We start from the raw sequence: 20,943 nt of genomic DNA, 5'->3' as shown, positions 1-20,943 counted from the left end.
CCGCTTTATCGCTCCAGCGTGGCGAGATAGGCGGCAAGTGGCAGCAAGTGTCCCTCGTCGAGCGATTTGACCACGTCGATCATCGGCTTGCTGTTCGGCCCCGCGCGGAATCCGTGCCGGAAATCGTAGAGCTGGCGAAAGAGGTAGGTCGGGGAGCGGCCGGCGATTCCCGGCACGACGTCCGTGCCGGTCAGCTTCTCGCCGTGGCAGGTGGAACAGGCGATCTCGGGCCTCGCGGCCAGCGCGCGGCCGGCAGCCACGCTACCCATGGGCACGTAGGCGATAAAGCGGACGCGCGCGTCGCGGTTGACGAAGCGGCCAATGTCCGCCGGTGTCTCAATGATGCGCGTGCCGATCGGCTCGCGCTCATCGCCTTGAGTGACGAAGAACCAGCCGGCGACCGCAGGCTTCGGCACGGTTTCAGTCTCCACCACATCAACCAACGTCTTCGGCTTGATGGCGGCAAAATATTCAGCCGCCGCTTTGATTTCATCGTCGTTCGCTGCCTTTGCGACCGAGATCATCCATGCTTGCGGAATGCGGTCGGCTCGTGCCGTCGCACGCTTGCCGCTCCTGTAGTCTTGCACCTGCTGAATGAAATATGCCACCGGCAGGCCGGCGATGTCTGCGCTCTCCGGACCACCCGTGCCGGAGGCACGATGGCAGAAGCCGCAGGCGTAGACGTCAGGCGGCCGACCGCTGGCCACCACCGTCGGCATCGCCGGATGGTCATCCGGGTGCCAATCCGGCGCCAGGAAGCGATCACGCGTTTCTGGGACTGTATAGCTCACCGTGCTGTCGGGAACGTGCCGAGATTGGCCGTCATCCGGCGGCGGCTTGAAATCGGGCGGGTTGTAAGTGTACGCCCAAAACGGAGGCTCGTCGGTGACTTGCGCGTGCGTGCGCGGCATACACAAGAGAATTATGGTGAGTGCACCCGCCGCCTGAGCGGCCGCTGCCAATCGTGCCATGTTCGCCTCCGGCTCACTTGCCCGGACGAAGACAGGGAAATTAGCGACCAATCCGCGCCGGAGCAATCGGGTTTGGGTGCGGTTAAAGCCCGCAGTCCTGAGGTTGGAATTGTCACAAGCCGCCGATCACGCTTGCAGTGGCAAACTTCCGAGGTGCTCTGGTAAGCTGACGATGAAGCGCATCCCCCGAGCAGATATTGTGACCGCAACGGCCCGGAAGGACAGCCCATGAACCTCAAAGCCGTCGTGTTCGACGCCTACGGTACGCTCTACGACATCCAGTCGGTCGCAGAGATCACCGAGGACGCGTTTCCGGGCTATGGCGAGATCATCACGCAGGTCTGGCGGATCAAGCAACTCGAATACACCTGGCTGCGCTCACTGATGCGGCGTTATCAGGATTTTTCTGATGTCACTCGCGACTCGCTGGCCTATACGCTGCGCGTGCTCGGACTCGCCTGCGAGAATGCGGCCTTCGAGCGCATCATCGAGAAGTACCTGCATCTCGATCTCTATCCGGATGCAGCGATCGCGCTCACAGCGCTAAAACCGCGAAAGCTTGCCATCCTCTCCAATGGCAGCCCTGACATTCTGAACGCGCTTGTGCGCAATTCCGGCCTCGACCGCCTGCTCGATGCCACCATCAGTGTGGACGCAAAGAAGATCTTCAAGCCGAGCCCGCAGGCCTATGAGCTGATCGGCGAGGTTCTCGGCACCGCGCCTGAGGAGGTGCTGTTCGTCTCCTCCAACCCCTGGGACGTGGCCGGGGCAAAGTCGTTCGGACTGAACGTCGCCTGGATCGAGCGGGTGACGCCGGAGGCGATGGCGCTGGCTTGCGTCGAGACCGAACTCGTGGCACCGCTGACCATGTTCAAGGCGATCCGCACCCAGATGGACGAGCTCGGCTTCGCGCCGGATCATCGTGTTCGGTCGCTCTCGGAACTGCCCGGGATCATCAAGGGATGACCCGGACATGCCGCCCGCCCGTAAGTCCGGAATGAGCTGATTGGAATGAGCCTGGAATCCGTTCGCGCCTTCTTCGCCGAGAAAGCCCCCGACATAACAGTCATCGAATCTCCGATCAGCTCGGCGACGGTGACGCTGGCCGCCGAAGCCTATGGTGTCGAGCCCGGCATGATCGCCAAGACCCTGTCGTTGCGCATCGGCGAACGCGTGATCCTGATCGTCGCCGCCGGCACCTCGCGCATGGACAACAAGAAGGTGAAGGCGCAGTTCGGCGGCAAGCCGAAGATGCTGGGGCTGGAAGAGGTCGCCGACATCACCGGCCACGAGGTCGGAGGCGTCTGCCCATTCGGGCTGAAGTCGCCCCTGCCGGTTTATTGCGACGTGTCGCTGAAGGCGTTCGAAGTGGTGGTGCCTGCCGCGGGCTCGACCCACAGCGCGGTCCGCATCACGCCTGAACGCATGGCCGAATTGACGGCGGCCGAATGGGTCGATGTCTGCGAGCACAGGTCCTGACGCGGGCGCGGGATGCGTGATGCATTTGCCGGTCAGGGAGGTTAGTGTAGGAACCATGCCCGACGACAAGGTGAAACGACGACTGACCACCGTGCTGTGCGCTGATGTGTACGGGTATTCCCGTCTCATGGAAGCGGACGAAGCCGGAACGCTGGAGGCGCTCCGCCGCTCCCGCGCGGCCATTGCGCGGCTGGTCGAGCGCCATGACGGCCGCATCGTGAACACCTGGGGCGATGCCGTGATCGCCGAGTTCGCCAGCGTCGTCGAGGCCGTGCAATGCGCGGTCGAGATCCAGCAGGAGATTTCCGATCAGGAATCAGCCCCGCCTCCGTTGAACCCGATGCGATTTCGCATCGGCATCAATCTCGGCGATGTGATGGTTGACGGCTCCGACATCTATGGCGACGGGGTCAATATCGCATCGAGGCTGCAGGAACTCGCCGATCCCGGCGGCGTGGTGATCTCGAGCTCCGTCTACGATCAGGTGCACAACAAATTGTCGGTTGGCTTCGACTGTCTCGGCCAGCGTCCCATGAAGAACGTTGCTCCCCAGACCAGTTATCGGGTGACTCTCGGCAGCCAAACCGCAAGGCAAGGGAACCTCCCGGTCGAAGATACTGCCCGGCAGACAGCACGTCCGCGGACGGGCGACAGGCGCGAGCCATCTTCATCGGCGAACGTCGTCCTGGATTGGCTCCGAAAGCTGCCCCGCCAGGTTGCAGCGGGCTTCGCGGTGTCGGCCTTTTTGATTTTTATCAATCTGGCCACTGGCGCCCATAAGATCTGGTTCCATTGGCCGGTTGCAGTCATTCTCTTCGGCGTCGTCTTGCGGACTGTGCTTGGACATCGACCCGAACGGGACAGGCGCTAGACGGCGCTAATCGTCGTCATCGTCATACGGGCTCGGCTGCATCTGCTGAGGTGGCGGCCCATTGTAGTAGCGCGGCGGCGGTGCAGCACGGTTGCGCGGGACCAGCTGCTGCGGTGGCACCTGATTGTTGGACTGGAACACCGCGCGGCAGCCGCTGGAAAGCAGCGGCGTGTTTTGCCGCAAGCAGGCGGTGATGCGGCTCACATCCGGAATCTGGGCGCTGCACAGGCGCCAAACGTCAGGCGTGCAGGCCATCTGCTGCTCCATGGTTCCGCGATATTCTTCGGCGAATGCTGCGCTCTGCGCGACGATGCCGCCAATCGCTAGCGCCATACCCAGCGCAATCCGCTCTGCTCGCATGTCTCGATCCCTTCCCGAGTCCGTCGAATTCGTCGTTAAACGATGAACTGCGGGAAGGTTCGGAATCACAAAAAAATGTGAAGGAGCCGGAACCTATTCCATCACCCGATCTTCTTGCCCGCCGCAATCAGTCGAGCGCCTGCACGCCGTCGCTGAGCAGCGCGGTGGTCCGCAGAAAGCGATGTTCACGAAACGTTAGCCATATCAGCCCCGCTCCGGAACGCATCTCGCCACCCTCCGTTGCCCCGCCGGGATTCTGAGGAGGGAAGGTGCCATGGGAAAGCTTGCAACGATCGACCTCGCGCTGGACGAGATGCTGGTGAACCTGGCAGCTATCGTCCTGCGTCTCTCGACGCCGGAACTGACGCGAACGCCGGAGGCGCGCCGCGCCCTGGCTCAGTCGGTGCATCAATACGCGGTGTGCGCCGCGCGCTCGACCGATCCGCGCGTGCATGCGTTGAAGTCGCAGCTGGAGCAGACGATGAAACCGAGCTTGCGGATTGTCGCGATCGATGGCGCGAGAGTGCCGTAGCTGGAAGACCGACGTCCCGCGGCGAAGCAATCCAAAATCTGTCCGTGGGAAGATCCTGGATGTTTGTCGCTTGGCTCCTCGCAATGGCCGAAGTCCTTCGAGGCCCCTATCCGGTCTTCGCACCGTTCTTCGGCTTCCGCTTGCACGTGCCCGGCAGGTTCGCGGCAAGAAAATCAGCGAGTGCTTCGACGCGCGCGGGGCGCGGGCCGCCGGGTGGGGTCACCAGATGCACGGCCCCTTCGGCCTGCTTCCAATCCTTCAGGATCACTTCCACGGCGCCGGAGGAAATCGCATCGCCCACGATGAACTCGGGCAGCTCGGCGATGCCGAGGCCGGCGACGAGCGAGGGCATCACCGCTTCGCCGTTGTTGACGCGAAGCTGTCCACCTGGACGCACGCTGGCCTGCTCGCCGGCCGCGTTGGTGTAGTGCCAGACGTTCGGCGTCGAGAGATAGGCGTAGCTGAAGCACTTGTGCCCGGCGAGATGCATCGGATGCGTCGGCCGACCATGCTTCTTCAGATAGGAGGGCGCGGCCACGGTGAAGCGCGGCATGGTGAAGAGCCGTCGCGCGATCAGGGACGAGTCCGGCAGCCGCGCGATCCGCACCGCCATGTCAAAGCCTTCGCCAATGAGATCGACGGTGGCATCGCTCAAATGCAGATCGACCGAGACCTCCGGATAGGCCTTGAAGAACTCCGGCAGCAGTGGCGCCACGGCTTTGTTCCCAAACGTCATGGGCACCGCGAGCCGCACCAGGCCGCGCGGCGCCACCGACTGCGCCAACGCCTCGTTCTCCGCCGCCTCGCCGTCGGCGAGCAGCCGCGTGGCGCGATCGGCGAGCTTGTGGCCGGCATCGGTCAACGCGAGGCGGCGCGAGGTGCGGTTGAACAGCCGGGCGCCGAGCCGCTCCTCCAGCCGCGTGACCGCCTTGGACACCGTGGCCTTCGACATCGTGAGCTCGCTCGCAGCCCCCGCAAACGAGCGTAATTCCACCACTTTTGCGAAGATCGCGAGGGCCTCGAAGTCGGGGAGCTTTGCCATGGCGCGGGGTCCGTTGGGGCTATCTTGGGAAACAATGTGTTTCAACAGTTTCTATTTCTATACCACAGGCGGAGGCTTATCCAAGGGCCATCAGAAATTCAGGAATGGAGACGTCCAATGACCAGCAAGCTCTCAGGCAAGGTTGCCCTCGTCACCGGCGGCTCGCGCGGCATCGGCGCGGCCTCGGCCCGCGCTCTCGCCGATGAAGGCGCGGACGTCGCCATCAGCTACGTCGCTTCGCCCGAAAAAGCCGAAGCCGTCGTCGCCGAGCTGAAGGCTCGCGGCCTCAAGGCCCGCGCCTACAAGGCCGACCAGGCTTCGGCCGAGGAGGTCGATCAACTGGTCAGGAGTGTTGCCAACGATTTCGGCCGGTTGGACATCCTCGTCAACAATGCCGGCGTCGCCGTCGGTGGACTGATCGACGATCCCACAACCAACACCGCCGCGCTCGCTCGCCAGGAAGACATCAACGTGCACGGCGTGGTCGCCGCGATCCGCGCCGCCTCGAAGCTGATGGGTGAAGGCGGCCGCATCGTCACGATCGGTTCGGGTATTGCCACACGCGCCTCGTTTCCCGGTCTCGCCGATTACGCGGCAAGCAAGGCTGCGATCGTCGGTTACTCCAAGGGCGCTTCGCGCGACCTCGGACCGCGCGGCATCACGGTCAACGTGCTGCAGCCGGGTTCGATCAACACGGACATGAATCCGGACGACGACGGTGAGTTTGCCGACGCGCAGCGCAAGCAGCACGCGCTGCAACGCTTCGGGACTGCGGAAGAGATCGCCGCCGGCGTGGTCTTCCTTGCAAGTCCGGAAGCCTCTTTCGTCACCGGCACCGTCCTCAATGTCGACGGCGGGTTTGGCGCCTGACGCCGAGCCCACTACACTCAAGGAAACATTCCCATGATCGAACTCAGACCCTTCGCAAAACTCGGCGGCGCCGATCACGGCTGGCTCAAGGCCAAGCATCATTTCTCCTTCGCCAGCCATTATGACCCGAACAATACGGGTCACGGTGCCCTGCGGGTTTGGAACGACGACGAGATCGCGCCGAACACCGGCTTTCCGGCCCATCCGCACGCCAACATGGAAATCATCACCTATGTACGCGAAGGCGCGATCACCCATCAGGACAGCCTCGGCAACGAGGGCCGCACCGAAGCCGGCGACGTGCAGGTGATGAGCGCCGGCAGCGGCATCCGCCACTCCGAATACAACCTCGAGCCGACCAAGACCCGGATCTTCCAGATCTGGATCGAGCCGACCGCGCGTGGCGGCCAGCCGACCTGGGGCTCGAAGCCGTTCCCGAAGGGCGATCGCTCGGGCAAGCTCGTCACGATCGCCAGTGGCATTGCAGGCGACACCGACGCGCTGCCGATCCGCGCCGATGCACGGGTGCTCGCGACCACGCTGAAGGCCGGCGAGAGCGCCGAGTACGAGGCGCACCAGGCGCGGCACCTTTATCTCGTGCCCGCAGCGGGCGCGGTCGAAATCAACGGCGTGCGCGTCAACGCCCGCGACGGCGCCGCAATCCGCGACGAGGGCCGGCTGAGGATCACGGCGCTCGAAGATTCCGAGCTCGTGCTCGTCGACGCCGCGTAACATCCGACATCTCGCAATCACATCCAATCAAACGGAGACCACCATGACCAAAGTTCTCGTCCTCTATTATTCCGCCTATGGCCACATCGAAGCGATGGCCAATGCAGTGGCCGAAGGCGCGCGCGAAGCCGGCGCCACTGTCGACATCAAGCGCGTGCCCGAGCTGGTGCCGGCCGAAGTCGCGAAAGCCTCGCATTACAAGGTCGATCAGGCAGCCCCGGTCGCCAAGGTCGAGGACCTCGCCAGCTACGACGCCATCATCGTCGGCACCGGCACTCGCTTCGGCCGCATGGCCTCGCAAATGGCCAATTTCCTGGATCAGGCGGGCGGGCTCTGGGCCAAGGGCGCGCTCCACGGCAAGGTCGGCGGCGCATTCACATCGACCGCGACCCAGCATGGCGGCCAGGAGACGACGCTGTTCTCCGTCATCACCAACCTCCTGCATTTCGGCATGGTGATCGTCGGCATGAATTACGGGTTTGCCGGACAGATGAGGCTCGACGAGGTCACCGGCGGTGCGCCCTATGGCGCCACCACGATCACCGGCGGCGACGGCAGCCGCCAACCCAGCGCCAACGAGCTCGCCGGCGCGCGTTACCAGGGCCGCCAGATCGCGGAGACCGCGAAGAAGCTGCACGGTTGATGGGATACGGGCGGCGTTCTCGCCAGGGGAACGCCGCCCGGTTCAGCGTAGCTTGCCCATGACCCCTGAGGCAAAGGCCGCAAGCGTCGGATAACGGCGCAGGCCCTGCGCCGCATGGTCGCGCAGCATGTAAGGCAGGCCGCGCCAGGACAATGCAACGCTGACATCGGTCAGCGGCACCGGCTCGGCGCCGAAGCGCCGCTTGTAGTCGTGATTGCCGATGCTGAGATCGAAACGGCGCACGCCCTGCGCATGCAGGGCCGCCATGGTGCGCTCCGTGACGAGCAGCCCCGGCGAGCAATTCGCCCATTGCCTGCCGGCATGGCCGATACGCAACAGAAAGTAGGTCGCGCCATATCTGACGCCGAACGCGGTGGCGACGATGCCCTCGTCGCAGACCAGCGCCGAGATCACCGCATAGCCTTCCGCAACGCCTCGCCGGGCGACGTCTCGGTAGAAGCGGGCATGGGCTTCATCATTGAGGACGAACCGCAAGCCGAGCTGCCGCATGCGCGCCTGCTGCTGCAGGTCAGTCACGTCAAGCAGCTGGTGCGCGCGCGCGGGGTCGGTGGCGATCTCGAACCGCGCACCGGCATTGCGGTTGAACACGCGCCAGCAGCGCGGCATCTGCATGCGCTTGATCGACGCCTGGTAAGCCGCATAGTCGTCGCCGGTCAGCACGACGTTGCCGTTGAGCGAGCACGAGCCGAGCCGGCCGAGCGACACCAGCGGGTTCGGCTTCACGCCGACATGGGCCGGCATCTTCTTCAATCGCAGGAGGTCGAAGCCGTCGGGCAAGGCGCGCAACGCATCGACGAATGCCGCACCGATCGCCTTTGCCGCAGCCGAATCGAAGGCTGCGTCGCGGGCGAGGATCGGAGCGTTGTTGTCGGAGACGCCGAGATCGGCAAACTCGATCACGCGGATGCCGCGCCTGACGTGGCTGAACATCGGCACGACAGCGACGTCCTTGCCGGTCGCCCTGTCGGTGATGACAGCGATCAGCGGTGCGACGCCGTGAAACGCCTCGTACCAGGCACCTAACCAGCTGGCATGCTGAAACGCAGTGCGATGACCGGCGTCGAGGCGCAACGCGGCCTGTCGCCAGTCCCGCAAGAAATCGACTGAGATTCCCGACGTGCTGGACGACACCCGACCGTCTAACTGCTCGACGCTGAGAAACGCCATTTGCGGGGCATACAGTTACAATGCGTGTCGAGATAGATTATGTTTTGTCGCAGGCCACAAGTTACGTCGCCGCTTATCGTTAAGCCGATACCTTCGCAACGCTCACACTGCGCCTAACCCGTCTCCCGTTAACCGTCCATCAACCAGCATGCCGGAGGCCGCAGGAACCTGCTGCCGTGCGACGTTCCGCGCGATCTCGTAATATTGCAGCGCACGCTGCTCCAATGTGAGGTTGTCCATGATGAAACTGCGCGGATCGAATTTGCCCGCGGTGCAGCCCTCCCAGAAATCCGCCCACCGCTCCTCGAAGCCGGCAAGGTCGACGAATTTGAGACCGCAACGATCGTCCCAATAGGGTACCGACGACACCGGCTCGAACCGGACCCGGTGCGGATAATAATCCGGATCCGGCCAGGGACCGCCGGGGTCCCAGGCGAACACCGGCACACCGCAGGACAGCGCCTGCTGATAGGCGATGCCTTGGCTCTCGTTCTGGCACAGGAAGATCATCGCGCGCGAACGCGCCAGCGCGGCCTGGAAACCGTCCTCCTTGTAGCTGCCATAGCGCAGCTCGATGAACGAGCGGCCCTCCCTGACGAGCCGGGCGCGGACCGGCTCGATCAGCTCGGGCAGGTAGCGCTCGCGGTCCCAGCTGACCTTGTCGTAGACGAGGACATCGACGGTCTTGTCGCGCGGACGCGACGGCGCCCACAAATCGGTATCGATGCCGACGGGCCAGGCTTCCGTCGCCGGCCAATGCGGCCGGTACATCTCGGCATACCACGGGCCGGGCACCAGGAATTTCCTGACGGGAAGCCGCTTGAACAGGTCAGGATCGTCGAGCGGATGGTTAAAGGCGGCAACGCCGAGCAGGATCGGGTTCTTCCACGCAAATTTGTCGAGCAGGAAGGCGCGGCCGATGATGCAGGCCAGTTCCTCCGGATGCTGCGCGATGTAGCCGTAGTCGTTCACGCGATAGCGGATGCCGAGGCGGTCGAGCCCGGCGCAAAGATTGAGGAACACGCGCAGCTGTCCGCTCATGCGCGGTTCGCCGAACAACATCTTGCGTGCCATGCGCCGCAGATGGCGGTCGCCGCGAAACCAGCGATCATCCTTGTCCTCGTAGAACAGGTTGAGGATCATGGCGTCGGGATCGTAGTCGAATGTCTTTGCGGGCACTGGATCCATCCGCGGCAGCAAAGCCTGCATTGTCTCGTGAGACCGGCTGCCGCTCCTCTCGAGGTCTGCGGCAGCTTTAACGCGACAGGTTTAACGCTAATCTACGAAACCGACGGCTTGGCAGCCTTTGCAGCAACGAATTGATCGTTATGTGGGTATCATCCGTTCCAGCTCAGACTGCGATTGCCGGCAGCCGGGGTTAACAGATCATTAAAGCAACGAGCCATCGCTTGCCCCTCGCCGACGCCACGCTCGATGCACCGACCGCCGCACCGGCGGTGATGGAGCCGCGCGCAACGTCGCCAGCGGTTTCCGTCGTCATCCCCGCGAAGAATGCCGCCACCTATATCGGCGAGACCATCGCAAGTGCGCTGGCGCAATGCGACGTGACCGAGATCATCGTTGTGGACGACGGATCGACCGACGACACCGTTGCGCTGGTCCATGCCATCCGCGATCCGCGGCTTCGCCTGATCACAAATCAGGCCAGCGGCGTCTCGGCCGCGCGCAACTGCGGCGCACAGAGCGCGGGCGGGAGCTGGCTGATGTTCCTCGACGCCGACGACCGGCTGCGCCCCGATGCGGTGACGACACTGCTGGCCGCGGCGAAAGACGCGCCACGGGCGGTGCTGGTCTATGGCGACTACAACACGATCGACAGCGCAGGGCGATCGATCGGCCGGCGCGACCTCCTGAAGGGACGCCGCAAGCCGTCCGGCAACGTGCTGGAACGGCTTGCCAGCGGCAATTTCATCGTCAATGGCGGCATCATGCTGGTACGCACCGAGGCCTTTCGTGCGACCGGCGGCTTCGACGTCTCGCTACGATATTGCGAGGACTGGCATTGCTGGTGCCGCCTCGCCGCAACAGGCGCGTTCGCCTATGTACCAAAGCTCCTGCTCGATTATCGCCTGCACACGGCCAACACCATGAGCGCCGCGGTACGAACACCGCGGGATTTCTTGCCGGCGGTCGCGCGCGTTTTCGGGGATGAATTGATCCTGCGCAAGCTGCCATCAGGCGCGGCGCCGAGACTGCGGCAGGCGGCCGAAATCCATCTCCTGACCTATGCTGCGACGCAGGCGGTGCGCTTCGGACGATATCGCCAGGCGGCGGCCTATCTCGGCATGGTCAGCCGGCGGTCGCCGAAGGCGATGCCGCGCGCCGCGGCCAAAATCGCGCTGTCCTGTTTCGGCATCTAGACGCCGGCGCAAACGCGTCAGGAGACGATCTTCGAGGCCTCGTAGGGCTTAGGGTCGTAACCAAAGCCCGCCAGCGCGGATCCGACGGCCACCAGCACCGGGTGCATCGCGACGACCGCTTTCGTTGACGTCAGCAGGCGAGCCGCGCGGACCAGCGACAACGGCAAACGTCCCAAGGTCTGGGCAAAGACGCGCGTCCGCGCTGCCACACTTTGCGCGGCCTTGGCCCGCACCCGGTAGTTGATCACCCCGATGCGGAGGCCGCGCCTGGCGATCCAGCCGGGATTGGTGCGGTTCTTCGGTACGGTTTCGCTGATGACGGCTTCCGCCGTCCAATGAAAGACCATGCCGGCGTCGCGACCGCGATTGAAGAAATCGCAATCGCCGCCGCCGAGGAAATTGAATTGCAGATCGAAGGCGGGGCTGCCGAGCCGCTCGAACGCGCTGCGCGTGATCAGGCAATTGCCGCAGCCATAGATCATCGGCACCGCGCCTGTGTAGTCGTAGGCCGGGCAGAAGACGGGATGGCGCGCGAGCCAGGGCTGACTATCGTCGTCGAACACAGGCATCACCGGTCCGCCGACCACGTCGGCGCCGGTCGCCTCCGCGGTGCGAACCATCAGCTCGAGCCAATCGGGCGAAGCAATCTCGTCGTCGTCGATCATGAGGAAGCGGGTCGCGGCGGGAAACAGCGCCTGCGCCGTCTCGAACGCCGCGTTGATCGCGCGACAATTGCCTTGCCGCTTCTCGACCAGGCAGACGCCCCGGAGTTTCCCGGCTGCGAGATATTCGGCGGCAACAGGAGCGCTCGCGCGCCCTGCCGCATCGTTCTCCACCATCACCACCGCGAAGGAGCGCGGCGTACGCTGGTTGACGAGCGAATCCAGCGTCAGCCGCAGGTGTTCGGGACGACGGAAACAGGGAATGCAGACGACGATGCCGACCGAGAGGTCGAGAATGCGTGAGCTCGCGGCGATCTCCCGGTTGGGATCGCGCACGGCATCCGAGATCCGGCTGGCGGACAAATCTGTCGGGATCAGCGTCATTGCGTTCTCATGCCCGAGATATGTTGAAAAAGCCCTGCGTCCACTGTGCCGCGACGGCACGGTCGCGCGGGACAGATGCGTCCCGAAATGGACGACCTGCCTCGTTGCTGAATCTGCGCCGCAGCGCCGATCTCACCGCCATCGAGCAGGCCATCATACGTTTAACCGCTTTCGCATGCTTTTTCGGCGAGTTCCTTCACGCCTGATACTGCAACTTTCAGTCCAATGCCAACGGCGCAACTTGGACAATGCCGTAGTTAACGCAGGGCGCGATTAACCCGGCCGTAAGCACCGCGACCGGTGAAGCTGCGCGGCATCGGATTTGCTCTTCGGGGACGAGAGACTTTTCCTGTAAATTTGAGTCGAACAAGCGCGGTCAGAAAACATGAACAAGTCAGCCACGATCGATCTCGCGACAGCTACCGCCCCCGAACACACCCAGGCACTGCTCGACCTCGCGGCCGGCGAAGCCCGCGACAGCCTGCTCGGTGTGCACGACGTGCTGCGCCGCGAGCTGCCGCAGGGTCGGTTGGCCATCTACGAGGCGGGTGGCGGCTCCTCCAGCTTTCTGCCGATGGACGTGCTTGGCCGCAGTTACGTCACCGTCGTGGATATCGATGAGGACCAGGTCCGCAACAACACCTATGCGGACGAGGCCATGCTCGGCGACGTGCAGACCTATCGCTTCGGTTCCGAGACTTTCGACCTCGTGATCTGCTACAACGTGATCGAGCACCTGCCCGACGTGGAGGCGGCGCTTTTGAACTTCCGCGATGCGCTCAAGCCCGGCGGGATGATGCTGATCGGCGCGCCCAATCCGCGCTCGCTGTCCGGCGTCGTCACCAAGTACTCGCCTCACTGGTTTCATGTCTGGTTCTACCGGAACATCCGCGGCATCAAGACGGCCGGAATGCCCGGCCAAGCGCCGTTCCCGACGTTCTTCCATCCCCTGGTGACGCTGTCGAAGCTCGAGGCGTTCGCCGCCGCCCAGGGCCTCGAGACGATCTACCGCCGCGAGGTCGAGAGTCCGCGCTATCCCGAGATGCGGCGACGCACGCCGCTGTTCGCCGCTCTCGTCGACGCCAGCGCCGCCGCGATCAATGCCGTGCTTCCGCGCGGCACCGACGTCCGCCGCGGCGACTATCACGTCATCCTGCGGAAGCGCTGAGGGCGATGCGCGCGCCGGCCGGCTTTGATGCTACCAAGACGGATGCGCAGCCGCCGCGAGGCACGTGCGGTAACGAAACGTTAATTGCTGCGGGAGCGCCAGCGCCGAAGCGTCACGAGGACGGCATTTTGCCGAGCTGCGCTTAAACGCTTTGTTTGCCATTTCGGTGAATAGTCCCTCAATGAGTATGGTTAATTTTCCCTGTTGCGTTGATTGCGCACCCATATCCCCGGTGCGAGGCGTAAAGCGAAGGGTAACCCCTCAGCCCGCGGCGTTGGAATGAAAGCTGGGGACGATGCTTGACTACAACCAGCCGATCGATCGGGCCAGGAATCCGACCACGTCGGAGGCCCCGCAACGGAAGTTCGAGGCCAGCTTCGGCGTGCTGGAACTCGCCGGCCTGCTGTGGCGGCGCAAGATCGCGATTGCCTCTGCAGCGCTGATCGGCGCGTGCCTCGCCGTCACCGTCGGCAAGAGCCTGACGCCCCGCTACACCGCGACCGCCCAGCTTTATGTCGACCCGCGCGAACTCCAGCTCGTCGATCGCGAGCTCACGCCCCGCGCGCAGGACGTCTCCGGCATGTCCATGCTGGTGGAGAGCCAGGCGCGCCTGATCACCTCCAACAGCGTGCTGTTGCAGGTCGTCCAGCAGGCGGCTCTCGACAAGGATCCGGAATTCGGCGGCGGGGACGGCAAGACCCTGGGCTCGTCCCTGCTCGGCCTGATCGGCCTGCAGCTCCGCCCGCCCTCGGCCGCTGAAGCCAAAGAAGTGCAGCTCGCGGCCCTCGATGCGCTGAACAAGCACATCACGATCCGCAAGACCGACAAGAGCTTCATCGTCGACGTCGAGGTCTGGTCGATCGATCCAGCCAAGGCGGCGATGCTCGCCAATACTCTGACCAACACCTACCTGACGGAATCGCGCAACTCGCAGGCCGTTGCGGCGCGGCGCGCCACCAGCGAGTTGTCGGGCCGGCTGAAGGAGCTGCGCGAACGGCTGCGCAATGCCGAGACCGCGCTTGCCACCTACAAGGCCCAGAACAATTTCGTGGGCACCCAGGATGCGTTGATCAGCGATCAGCAGCTCTCCTCCAGCAACCAGCGGCTCTCGGCCGCCCGCGCCGCGACGATGGACGCCCAGGCACGGCTGGACCAGATCGAGGCAAACAAGCGGACCGCCGCGGACGCAGGTGCGATCCCCGAAGCACTGCAATCGCCGACGATCGCGAACTTGCGCGCGCAATATGCCGATGCCCGCAAGAAATATGCGGAGCAGACTGCCGAGCTCGGCCCGCGCCATCCGGCCCTGCGCCAGACCGAAAAGCAGGTCGAGGATCTCAAGCGCACCATCAACGAAGAGATCGACCGCTTCGCGCTGTCCGCCAAGAATGACCTGACCCGCGCCCGGGACTACGAGGCCTCGCTCAACCGCGCTCTGGAAGCGCAGAAGCGGCAGAGCGTGCAGCTCAGCCAGGCCGCCGTGCGCCTGCGCGAGCTCGAGCGCGAGGCCGACGCCAGCCGCGACGTCTACCAATCCTTCCTCAAGCGCTCACGCGAAACCGAGGAGCAGGAGACGCTGAACACCTCTGCCGCCCGCGTCATCGGCGAAGCCACGGTCCCGCAACGCCGCTCGTTCCCGCCGGCGATGAGCCTGTTCGCGATGATCGGCTTCATTTTCGGTGCGCTTGCCGCAGCCTCCTGGTTCGTCGCGGCCGAGCATCTGTTCAACGGCGCGACCGCCCCGGAACCCGGCCGCCGTGAGCGTACGCCTGCGCCGGACGTTCCGAAGCCCCAGGACGAATCCGCCGCGCCTCCGCCGGCGGTGTCCCTGGTCGAGAAACCGCTGATCGCCCGCCTCCAGGAGGCCGACGTGATCCGCACACTCGGCGCCATTCTCGCCACCGGCAGCGGCGTCGATCTGACCCGAATCGGCTGGCCGACATTGCGCCCGGGGTTTCCGCTGACGACGCTGCTCAACGCGTTGCGCGACATGCGAGCGGCGATAGCGCGCCGTGCCGGCAGCAAGCCAATGCCGGCGGTCGCACTGATCGGGGCCAACCAGACGGCGGGGCGTAGCGTGACCGCACTGAATTTCGCGCTCGCGGCCGCGCGCGACGGTAGCCGCGTGCTGATGATCGACGCCGATCACCAGGCTCACGCGCTCTCGAACAAGGTCAGCCGCCCGGCCAAGGCCGAACCAGGCAAGGTCGGCTGGCTGTCGATTGGCAACAAGGCCGCGCGCGAGGTCAAGACCGCGAATGGTATTTCCGTGCTGCCGGCAACCGAAAGCGATGCAGAAAAGGCCGCTGACGCCATCCGCAGGTCGATCGCACAGGCGCGCGCGACCGGCGGTCATGACCTCATCATTCTCGACGGCCCCGCGATGCCGCTCTCGGCTGCCGGCCGGAAACTGCTCGATAGCGCCGATGCGGTGGTGGCGGTGCTGCCGACCAGCCTCGACATCAATGACGGCATGGAAGAGATCCTGGCCGCACTCGGCGACGGCCAGCGCAAGCTCGTCGGCGTCGTGCTCGACGAACTTCTCCCCGCTGTTCAAACGCGCCAGCGAGGCAAACAATATGCTTGAGCGCCGCGTCAACCTCGAAGGTCGGGCCGCGACCGCCAACGTTCCACGGATCACCGTCGGCGGCCTCCGCATGGCCGCACTCGACCTGGAAGCAACCGCCGACTTCATGATCGAGGCGACCGATCCGCGTCACCGCATCGGCCGTCCGCTGTACCTGACCTCGGCCAACGGCGAAGTGCTGGCGCGCTGCTCGACAGAGCCGCAGACCGAGCGCCTGTTCCGTGCCGCCGACCTGATCAATGCCGACGGCCAACCGCTGGTGGCTGCCTCGAAGCTGCAGTCCTGGTTTCCGCTCCCCGAGCGCGTTGCCACCACGGACCTGTTCCATGTCGTCGCGCGCAAGGCGGAGATTGCCGGTCGCAGCTTCTACATGCTCGGCGCCAGCGAGGAAGAGAACGCCGCGGCGGTCAGGCGAGTCCAGAACCTTTATCCGAAACTGAAGATCGTCGGGTTCAGCCACGGCTACCTTCGAGGCGATGCGCTGCAAGCCAAGGTCGAAGAGATCAACGCGCTCGCACCGGACTTCCTGTGGGTCGCGCTCGGCGTACCCAACGAGCAGGCTTTCGTCGAGGCATACACGCCGCTGCTGACCAATGTCGGTGTCATCAAGACGTCAGGCGGCCTGTTCAACTTCCTCTCGGGTAGCCGCTCCCGCGCGCCGCAATGGATGCAGAGGCTCGGGCTCGAATGGGCCTGGCGCACCTGGCTCGAGCCACGCCGCTTGTTCTGGCGCTATTTGACCACCAACCCACGCGCCATCTATCTTCTGTTCAGCCGCAATCGGCCTCTCAATCGCCGACAAGAGCCGACAAAAGACATCCCGCCACGGTGATCCGCCCTGCCTGGGGCCCGGCAACAGACGGCGCACCCCTCAAATTGCGCCAAGCAATCGCAGCCCTCACACGACGGCGCGCTTCAGCGGCAGCGCCACCGTCTCGTCCACACCGAGGCCCGCCTCAGGCTGGAGCGACGGCGCAAGCAACAGCTCCATCGGGCGCAGCAACTCGGCCATCTGCCTTGCCGGTAACGGCTTGGCGATCAGGAAGCCCTGCATCTCGTCGCAGCCATGGGTGCGCAGAAACGTCTCCTGCTCGGCGTTCTCGACGCCCTCGGCGACCACGGTCATGCCCAGCGCCTTGCCCATGCTGATGATCGCCTGCGCGATCGCCTGGTCCTCGGAATCGTGCGGCAGGTCGCGGACGAAGGAGCGGTCGATCTTGATGGTGTCGATCGGGAAATGCTTCATCAGCGACATCGACGAATAGCCGGTGCCGAAATCGTCGATGGCCAGGCGAATGCCGCGGCTCTGAATGGCGTCGAGCACCTTCAGCGCGCGTCCGACGTTGCGCATCATCATGCTCTCGGTGACTTCGAGTTGCAGCAGCACGGGCGACATGCCGGAGGCTACCAGAGCCTCGTCGACATCCTGCAACAGGTGCTCATCGGCAAATTGCCGCGGTGACAGGTTCACCGCCATCGAAAGCGGCAACAGGCCGCGGCGCTGCCAGGCCATCGCCTGCGCGCAGGCTTCTTTCAGCACCCAGCGGCCGATCGGCACGATCAGGCCGGTCTCTTCCGCAAGCGGAATGAACTGCGACGGCGAGACGTTGCCGAAAACGGGATGGTTCCAGCGCAACAGCGCTTCCACGCCGGTGATCTGACCGCTCGCCATGTCGACCTTGGGCTGGTAGTTCAGCGAGAACTGCTCGCGCTCGAGCGCCCGGCGCAGCGCACTCTCGAGTGAAAGACGCTCGATCGACTGCGTCGTCACCTCTTTGGAGAAGAAGCGATAGCCGTTCTTGCCGTCCTCCTTGGCGAGATACATCGCCATGTCGGCATTCTTGGTCAGCGTCTGCGCGTCGGAACCGTTGGCCGGATACATCGCGATGCCGATCGAGGCCGTGGTGTGACACTCGTGGCCGGCGAGTTCCATGGGCACGGCGAGCGTGGCCAGCAGCCCGGTCGCGATATTCTGGACGTCGTCGATCTCGCTGCACTGGTCGAGAATTACGACGAACTCGTCGCCGCCGAGACGTGCCACCACATCGCTGGCCCGCAGCGCGCCGCGCAGCCGTTTTGCCACTTCGAGCAGGAGCAGGTCGCCCGCCTCATGGCCGAGCGAATCGTTGATGACCTTGAAGCGGTCCAGGTCGATGAACAGCACCGCGAAACGGTGATCGCGGCGCTGCGCCACGTCGATCGCCTCACGCAGCAATCCGTTGAAGGTCTCGCGATTCGGCAGGTCGGTCAGGCTGTCATGCGAGGCAAGGTATTCGATGCGCTCGTCCGCCCGGTTTTTCTCGTCGGCGCGGTCGAAATTCTCCATCGCAAAGGCGACGTTGTCCGCCAGACGCTGCAACAGTTCGACGAATTCGGGCGTGAATGTGTCCTGCTCGATCGACATGTAGATCATGACACCGACCGGCTTGTCGTGCGTGATCAACGGGAACGCCGCGCCGGAGCGCGCGCCGCCGCCCTGGAGGACCGAATGGAAGGCGCTCACCCTGTGGTCGTTGACATAGTCGTTGCTGATGCAAGGCTGCCGGGTGCGGAACGCCGTGCCGCTCATGCCGCGGCCTTCGGGCCGGTCGGCGTCGATGGAAAGGCGAACGTTTCGCGTGGTCTCGGCGGACGGCCCCGCGGCCGCGACGGTTGCGAGCTGATCGCTGTCCGCGCAGGCAAGCGCGATGGTCGTCGAGGTGAACTTGCCGCCGGTGGAGGCGGCCTGACACACCAGCTCGAACAGCTCGGCGCGAGACTTCGCGCGCATGATCGCCTCGTTGGTGGCGCTCAGCGCCGCGAACATGCGGGTTAGACGCTCCTTCTGCGCCTCAGTGCGGGCCTTTTCTTCGGCGCGATTGAAGTTGTCGAGCGCAAAGGAGACGTTTTCCGCGAGGCGACCAAGCAGCTCGACCAGATCAGGGGTGAACGCATTCTCTTCCGGCGCAAGAAACAGCAGAATTCCGATCGGTTCAGTGCCGTCGCGAAGCAGCGGAAAGCTGGCGGCCGCGCGCGTGCCATCCTCCTTCGCCTTCGCGTGCCAGTGCGTCGATCGAGGGTCACTCAGATAATCATTGATGACGCTTGGACCGCGGGTTCGCAGCGAGGTGCCGATGATCCCCTCACCCTCGGGATGCCCTGGGGACACGCAACATGTACGCCCGGACATTCGCTCCTGAAGGCGCCCCTTGACCGCGACGACGCGAACGAGTTCGCGTGTCTCGTCAAGGATGCCGATCGTCGTCGAGGCGAACACATCGCCCAGCACGGCCGCCTGGCACACCACCTCAAACAGCTCCTCGCGTGTCTTGGCACGCATGATGGCTTCATTAGTGGCACTCAACGCCTCGAACATGCCGCTGAGGCGGTTGCGCTGCTTGTCGGCTTTGGCCTTCTCGTCCGCGCGATCGAAATTCTCGAGCGCGAAAGCGACGTTGGCCTGCAGCCGTTGCAGCAGCTCGACGAATTCAGGCGTAAACGTGCCGCGCTCGGGCGAGTTGAACACGAATACGCCCTCGATTCGGTCGCCGTTGAAGAGCGGCAACGCCGCGGCGGACCCGATGCCGTTGCGGCGGGCATTGTCCGCCCAGGGCTTGATCCGGTCGTCGGACAGCACGTCGTTGCTGATGCAGGGCTGGCGTGTACGGAAGGCCGTTCCGGTCAACCCGCGCCCTTCGGGCACGTGGTCGGAAGTCGAGAATTTGAAGTTGCGCACAGAATCCGAATTCGGCCCGTAACAGGCGCTGACACGGAGCAACTCGGCCTGCGGATCGACCAGCGCGATGGCGGCCGAGGTAAATTTGGCGCCCTTCGCAGTTGCTTCGCAGACGAGGTCGAACAGCTCGGCCCGCGAGTGCGCGCGCAGGATCGCCTCGTTGGTCGCGCTCAGCGCCGCATACATGCGCGCGAGGCGCTCCTCCTCCTCGGCGATCCGTGCCTTCTCGGCCTCACGATCGAAATTGTCGATCGCAAAACAGACGTTCTCGGCGATGCGCAACATCAGCGCGACGATTTCCTCGTCCTTGGCCCAGGACCGGCTGAGGAAGGCGAGGATGACGCCGATGCTTCGGCCATGCTTGACCAGTGGCGCCGCGACCACGGCGGCGGCGCCCGTCACGAGATTGAGCTTCTCCCACGGCGTTCCCTTGGTACGGAGCGGGAGATCGCGCTCGACGATGGGCTTCTGGGTTCGAAACACCTCGCCGGAAATGCCGCGGCCGTAGGGATTCTCGGGGTCGGTGGAGTAACGCGTCCGCGCCACGATCTCAAGGCTCTCGCCGGTGCCCGCGACGGGCTGCAGCCAGTGCGAATCCGGCTCCTTCAGCAGCACGAAGGTCGCCAAGGACTTGCCGCCGTGCACGGAGGCGTCGCACACGAGCTGATACAGCTCCTGCTCGGTTTTGGCGCGCAGGATGGCTTCGTTGGTCGCGCTGAGCGCACCGAACATGCGATTGAGCCGCCCTGTCGCGCGCTCGCTGTTCTGCCGCGCCGTCTCGCGCGAGAAGTTCTCCAGCGCATAGGAAATGTTGGCCGACATGCGCCCGAACAGCGACACCATCTGCTCACTCAACGAGCCGGGCTCGCTGCGGGTCACGAACAGCACGCCGATGCTCTTGCCGTTGCACAGAAGCGGCAGCGCCGCCGCGGCGCCGATATTCGCCCTGATCGCGCCCTCACGCCACGCCAGCGAGCGGGGATCGTTCAAATAGTCGTTGCTGATGCAGAGCTTCTGGGTTCGGAACGCTTCGCCGCCGACGCCCGAGCCCTCCGGCGCGTCAGCTTCAGTGGTGATCTTGATCGCGCGCAGGCGCGCCACGTCGCCACCGCGCCCGGCGGCAAAGCGCAAGTGCTGACCGTCCGGCTCCACCAGGAACACGGCAACGGCCATGAAGTCCCCACTCGAAAACCCGGCGTCGCAGACCTTCTGGTACAGCTCGTCCGGCGATTTCGCGTAGAGGATCGCTTCATTGATGGCGCTCAACGCCGCAAAGGTGCGCGCGAGTGTCGTCGTCACGATCTCAACTCCCGGGCATTTCTGCCTTGTTGTCCCTGCCCTTTTTATCAACGGGGATC

18 protein-coding genes are annotated in these 20,943 nt (G+C 64.5%); 11 read left to right on the top strand and 7 right to left on the bottom strand.

Features of this window, described 5'->3' with window-relative positions:
* Nucleotides 1-5: 5 nt before the first annotated feature.
* A complete protein-coding gene (locus tag ACVWZ4_RS16740) occupies nt 6-962 on the bottom strand; it encodes a c-type cytochrome (RefSeq protein WP_456699711.1) in 957 nt (318 codons plus the stop codon).
* 237 nt (nt 963-1,199) lie between these two features.
* On the opposite strand from ACVWZ4_RS16740, the gene ACVWZ4_RS16735 reads away from it, so the two are divergent.
* Genes ACVWZ4_RS16735 through ACVWZ4_RS16725 form a run of 3 tightly spaced genes read left to right on the top strand, consistent with a single transcriptional unit; the run spans nt 1,200 to nt 3,321 of the window.
* Nucleotides 1,200-1,937 carry a haloacid dehalogenase type II gene (locus tag ACVWZ4_RS16735; RefSeq protein WP_456740775.1) on the top strand — a complete coding sequence of 246 codons (738 nt, stop codon included), beginning with the start codon at nt 1,200-1,202 and terminating at the stop codon, nt 1,935-1,937.
* Between the two features lie 45 nt (nt 1,938-1,982).
* A complete protein-coding gene (locus ACVWZ4_RS16730) occupies nt 1,983-2,450 on the top strand; it encodes a YbaK/EbsC family protein (protein WP_456740774.1) in 468 nt (155 codons plus the stop codon).
* A 55-nt stretch (nt 2,451-2,505) separates the two neighbouring features.
* Nucleotides 2,506-3,321, top strand: coding sequence for an adenylate/guanylate cyclase domain-containing protein (locus ACVWZ4_RS16725; RefSeq protein WP_456740773.1), 816 nt, complete (start codon nt 2,506-2,508; stop codon nt 3,319-3,321).
* A gap of 6 nt (nt 3,322-3,327) precedes the next feature.
* On the opposite strand, the gene ACVWZ4_RS16720 is transcribed toward ACVWZ4_RS16725, so the two are convergent.
* Entirely contained in the window at nt 3,328-3,681 is a 354-nt protein-coding gene (locus ACVWZ4_RS16720; protein ID WP_456699715.1) for a hypothetical protein, read from the bottom strand.
* A gap of 274 nt (nt 3,682-3,955) precedes the next feature.
* On the opposite strand from ACVWZ4_RS16720, the gene ACVWZ4_RS16715 reads away from it, so the two are divergent.
* Nucleotides 3,956-4,213, top strand: coding sequence for a hypothetical protein (locus ACVWZ4_RS16715; RefSeq protein ID WP_456699716.1), 258 nt, complete (start codon nt 3,956-3,958; stop codon nt 4,211-4,213).
* A 106-nt stretch (nt 4,214-4,319) separates the two neighbouring features.
* On the opposite strand, the gene ACVWZ4_RS16710 is transcribed toward ACVWZ4_RS16715, so the two are convergent.
* Nucleotides 4,320-5,255: a LysR family transcriptional regulator gene (locus tag ACVWZ4_RS16710; protein ID WP_456699717.1), complete on the bottom strand. Its 936-nt coding sequence runs from the start codon at nt 5,253-5,255 to the stop codon at nt 4,320-4,322.
* 117 nt (nt 5,256-5,372) lie between these two features.
* Here ACVWZ4_RS16710 and ACVWZ4_RS16705 point away from each other — a divergent pair, with 117 nt between their 5' ends.
* From ACVWZ4_RS16705 to wrbA, 3 genes are read left to right on the top strand one after another with little or no spacing between them, the layout of a single operon-like run.
* A complete protein-coding gene (locus ACVWZ4_RS16705) occupies nt 5,373-6,125 on the top strand; it encodes an SDR family NAD(P)-dependent oxidoreductase (RefSeq protein ID WP_456740772.1) in 753 nt (250 codons plus the stop codon).
* 33 nt (nt 6,126-6,158) lie between these two features.
* The gene (locus tag ACVWZ4_RS16700) at nt 6,159-6,857 is read left to right on the top strand and encodes a pirin family protein (protein WP_456699719.1); all 699 of its coding nucleotides are present in this window, start codon (nt 6,159-6,161) and stop codon (nt 6,855-6,857) included.
* A 43-nt stretch (nt 6,858-6,900) separates the two neighbouring features.
* On the top strand, nt 6,901-7,500 hold the full coding sequence (wrbA, locus tag ACVWZ4_RS16695) for an NAD(P)H:quinone oxidoreductase (RefSeq protein WP_456737237.1): 600 nt from the start codon (nt 6,901-6,903) through the stop codon (nt 7,498-7,500).
* Nucleotides 7,501-7,542: 42 nt separating this feature from the next.
* Here the strand turns inward: wrbA and ACVWZ4_RS16690 are convergent, their stop codons facing one another.
* Nucleotides 7,543-8,688: a GNAT family N-acetyltransferase gene (locus ACVWZ4_RS16690; protein ID WP_456699721.1), complete on the bottom strand. Its 1,146-nt coding sequence runs from the start codon at nt 8,686-8,688 to the stop codon at nt 7,543-7,545.
* A gap of 102 nt (nt 8,689-8,790) precedes the next feature.
* Complete coding sequence (locus ACVWZ4_RS16685) at nt 8,791-9,867, bottom strand: glycosyltransferase (RefSeq protein ID WP_456740771.1); 1,077 nt, start codon at nt 9,865-9,867, stop codon at nt 8,791-8,793.
* Between the two features lie 281 nt (nt 9,868-10,148).
* Between ACVWZ4_RS16685 and ACVWZ4_RS16680 the strand changes: the two genes are divergently transcribed.
* Nucleotides 10,149-11,069 carry a glycosyltransferase gene (locus ACVWZ4_RS16680; RefSeq protein ID WP_456705089.1) on the top strand — a complete coding sequence of 307 codons (921 nt, stop codon included), beginning with the start codon at nt 10,149-10,151 and terminating at the stop codon, nt 11,067-11,069.
* A gap of 17 nt (nt 11,070-11,086) precedes the next feature.
* Here the strand turns inward: ACVWZ4_RS16680 and ACVWZ4_RS16675 are convergent, their stop codons facing one another.
* Nucleotides 11,087-12,115 (bottom strand): glycosyltransferase family 2 protein, encoded by a 1,029-nt coding sequence (locus ACVWZ4_RS16675; protein ID WP_456699723.1) that lies wholly within the window; start codon nt 12,113-12,115, stop codon nt 11,087-11,089.
* Nucleotides 12,116-12,500: 385 nt separating this feature from the next.
* Between ACVWZ4_RS16675 and ACVWZ4_RS16670 the strand changes: the two genes are divergently transcribed.
* The 3 genes from ACVWZ4_RS16670 (at nt 12,501) to ACVWZ4_RS16660 (ending at nt 16,702) form a co-directional block, all read left to right on the top strand.
* Nucleotides 12,501-13,283 (top strand): class I SAM-dependent methyltransferase, encoded by a 783-nt coding sequence (locus ACVWZ4_RS16670; protein ID WP_456699724.1) that lies wholly within the window; start codon nt 12,501-12,503, stop codon nt 13,281-13,283.
* A gap of 295 nt (nt 13,284-13,578) precedes the next feature.
* Entirely contained in the window at nt 13,579-15,870 is a 2,292-nt protein-coding gene (locus ACVWZ4_RS16665; protein ID WP_456740770.1) for a GumC family protein, read from the top strand.
* Nucleotides 15,863-16,702, top strand: coding sequence for a WecB/TagA/CpsF family glycosyltransferase (locus ACVWZ4_RS16660; RefSeq protein WP_456737232.1), 840 nt, complete (start codon nt 15,863-15,865; stop codon nt 16,700-16,702). The genes ACVWZ4_RS16665 and ACVWZ4_RS16660 overlap by 8 nt, the downstream gene beginning before the upstream one ends.
* A gap of 66 nt (nt 16,703-16,768) precedes the next feature.
* Here ACVWZ4_RS16660 and ACVWZ4_RS16655 read toward each other — a convergent pair whose 3' ends face one another.
* Nucleotides 16,769-20,884: a sensor domain-containing phosphodiesterase gene (locus ACVWZ4_RS16655; protein ID WP_456740769.1), complete on the bottom strand. Its 4,116-nt coding sequence runs from the start codon at nt 20,882-20,884 to the stop codon at nt 16,769-16,771.
* Nucleotides 20,885-20,943: the final 59 nt, after the last annotated feature.

It is taken from the genome of Bradyrhizobium sp. USDA 4472 (assembly GCF_054058595.1).
Note: the sequence above shows the minus strand (reverse complement) of the source record. Positions and strands in the feature narration are given on the sequence as shown.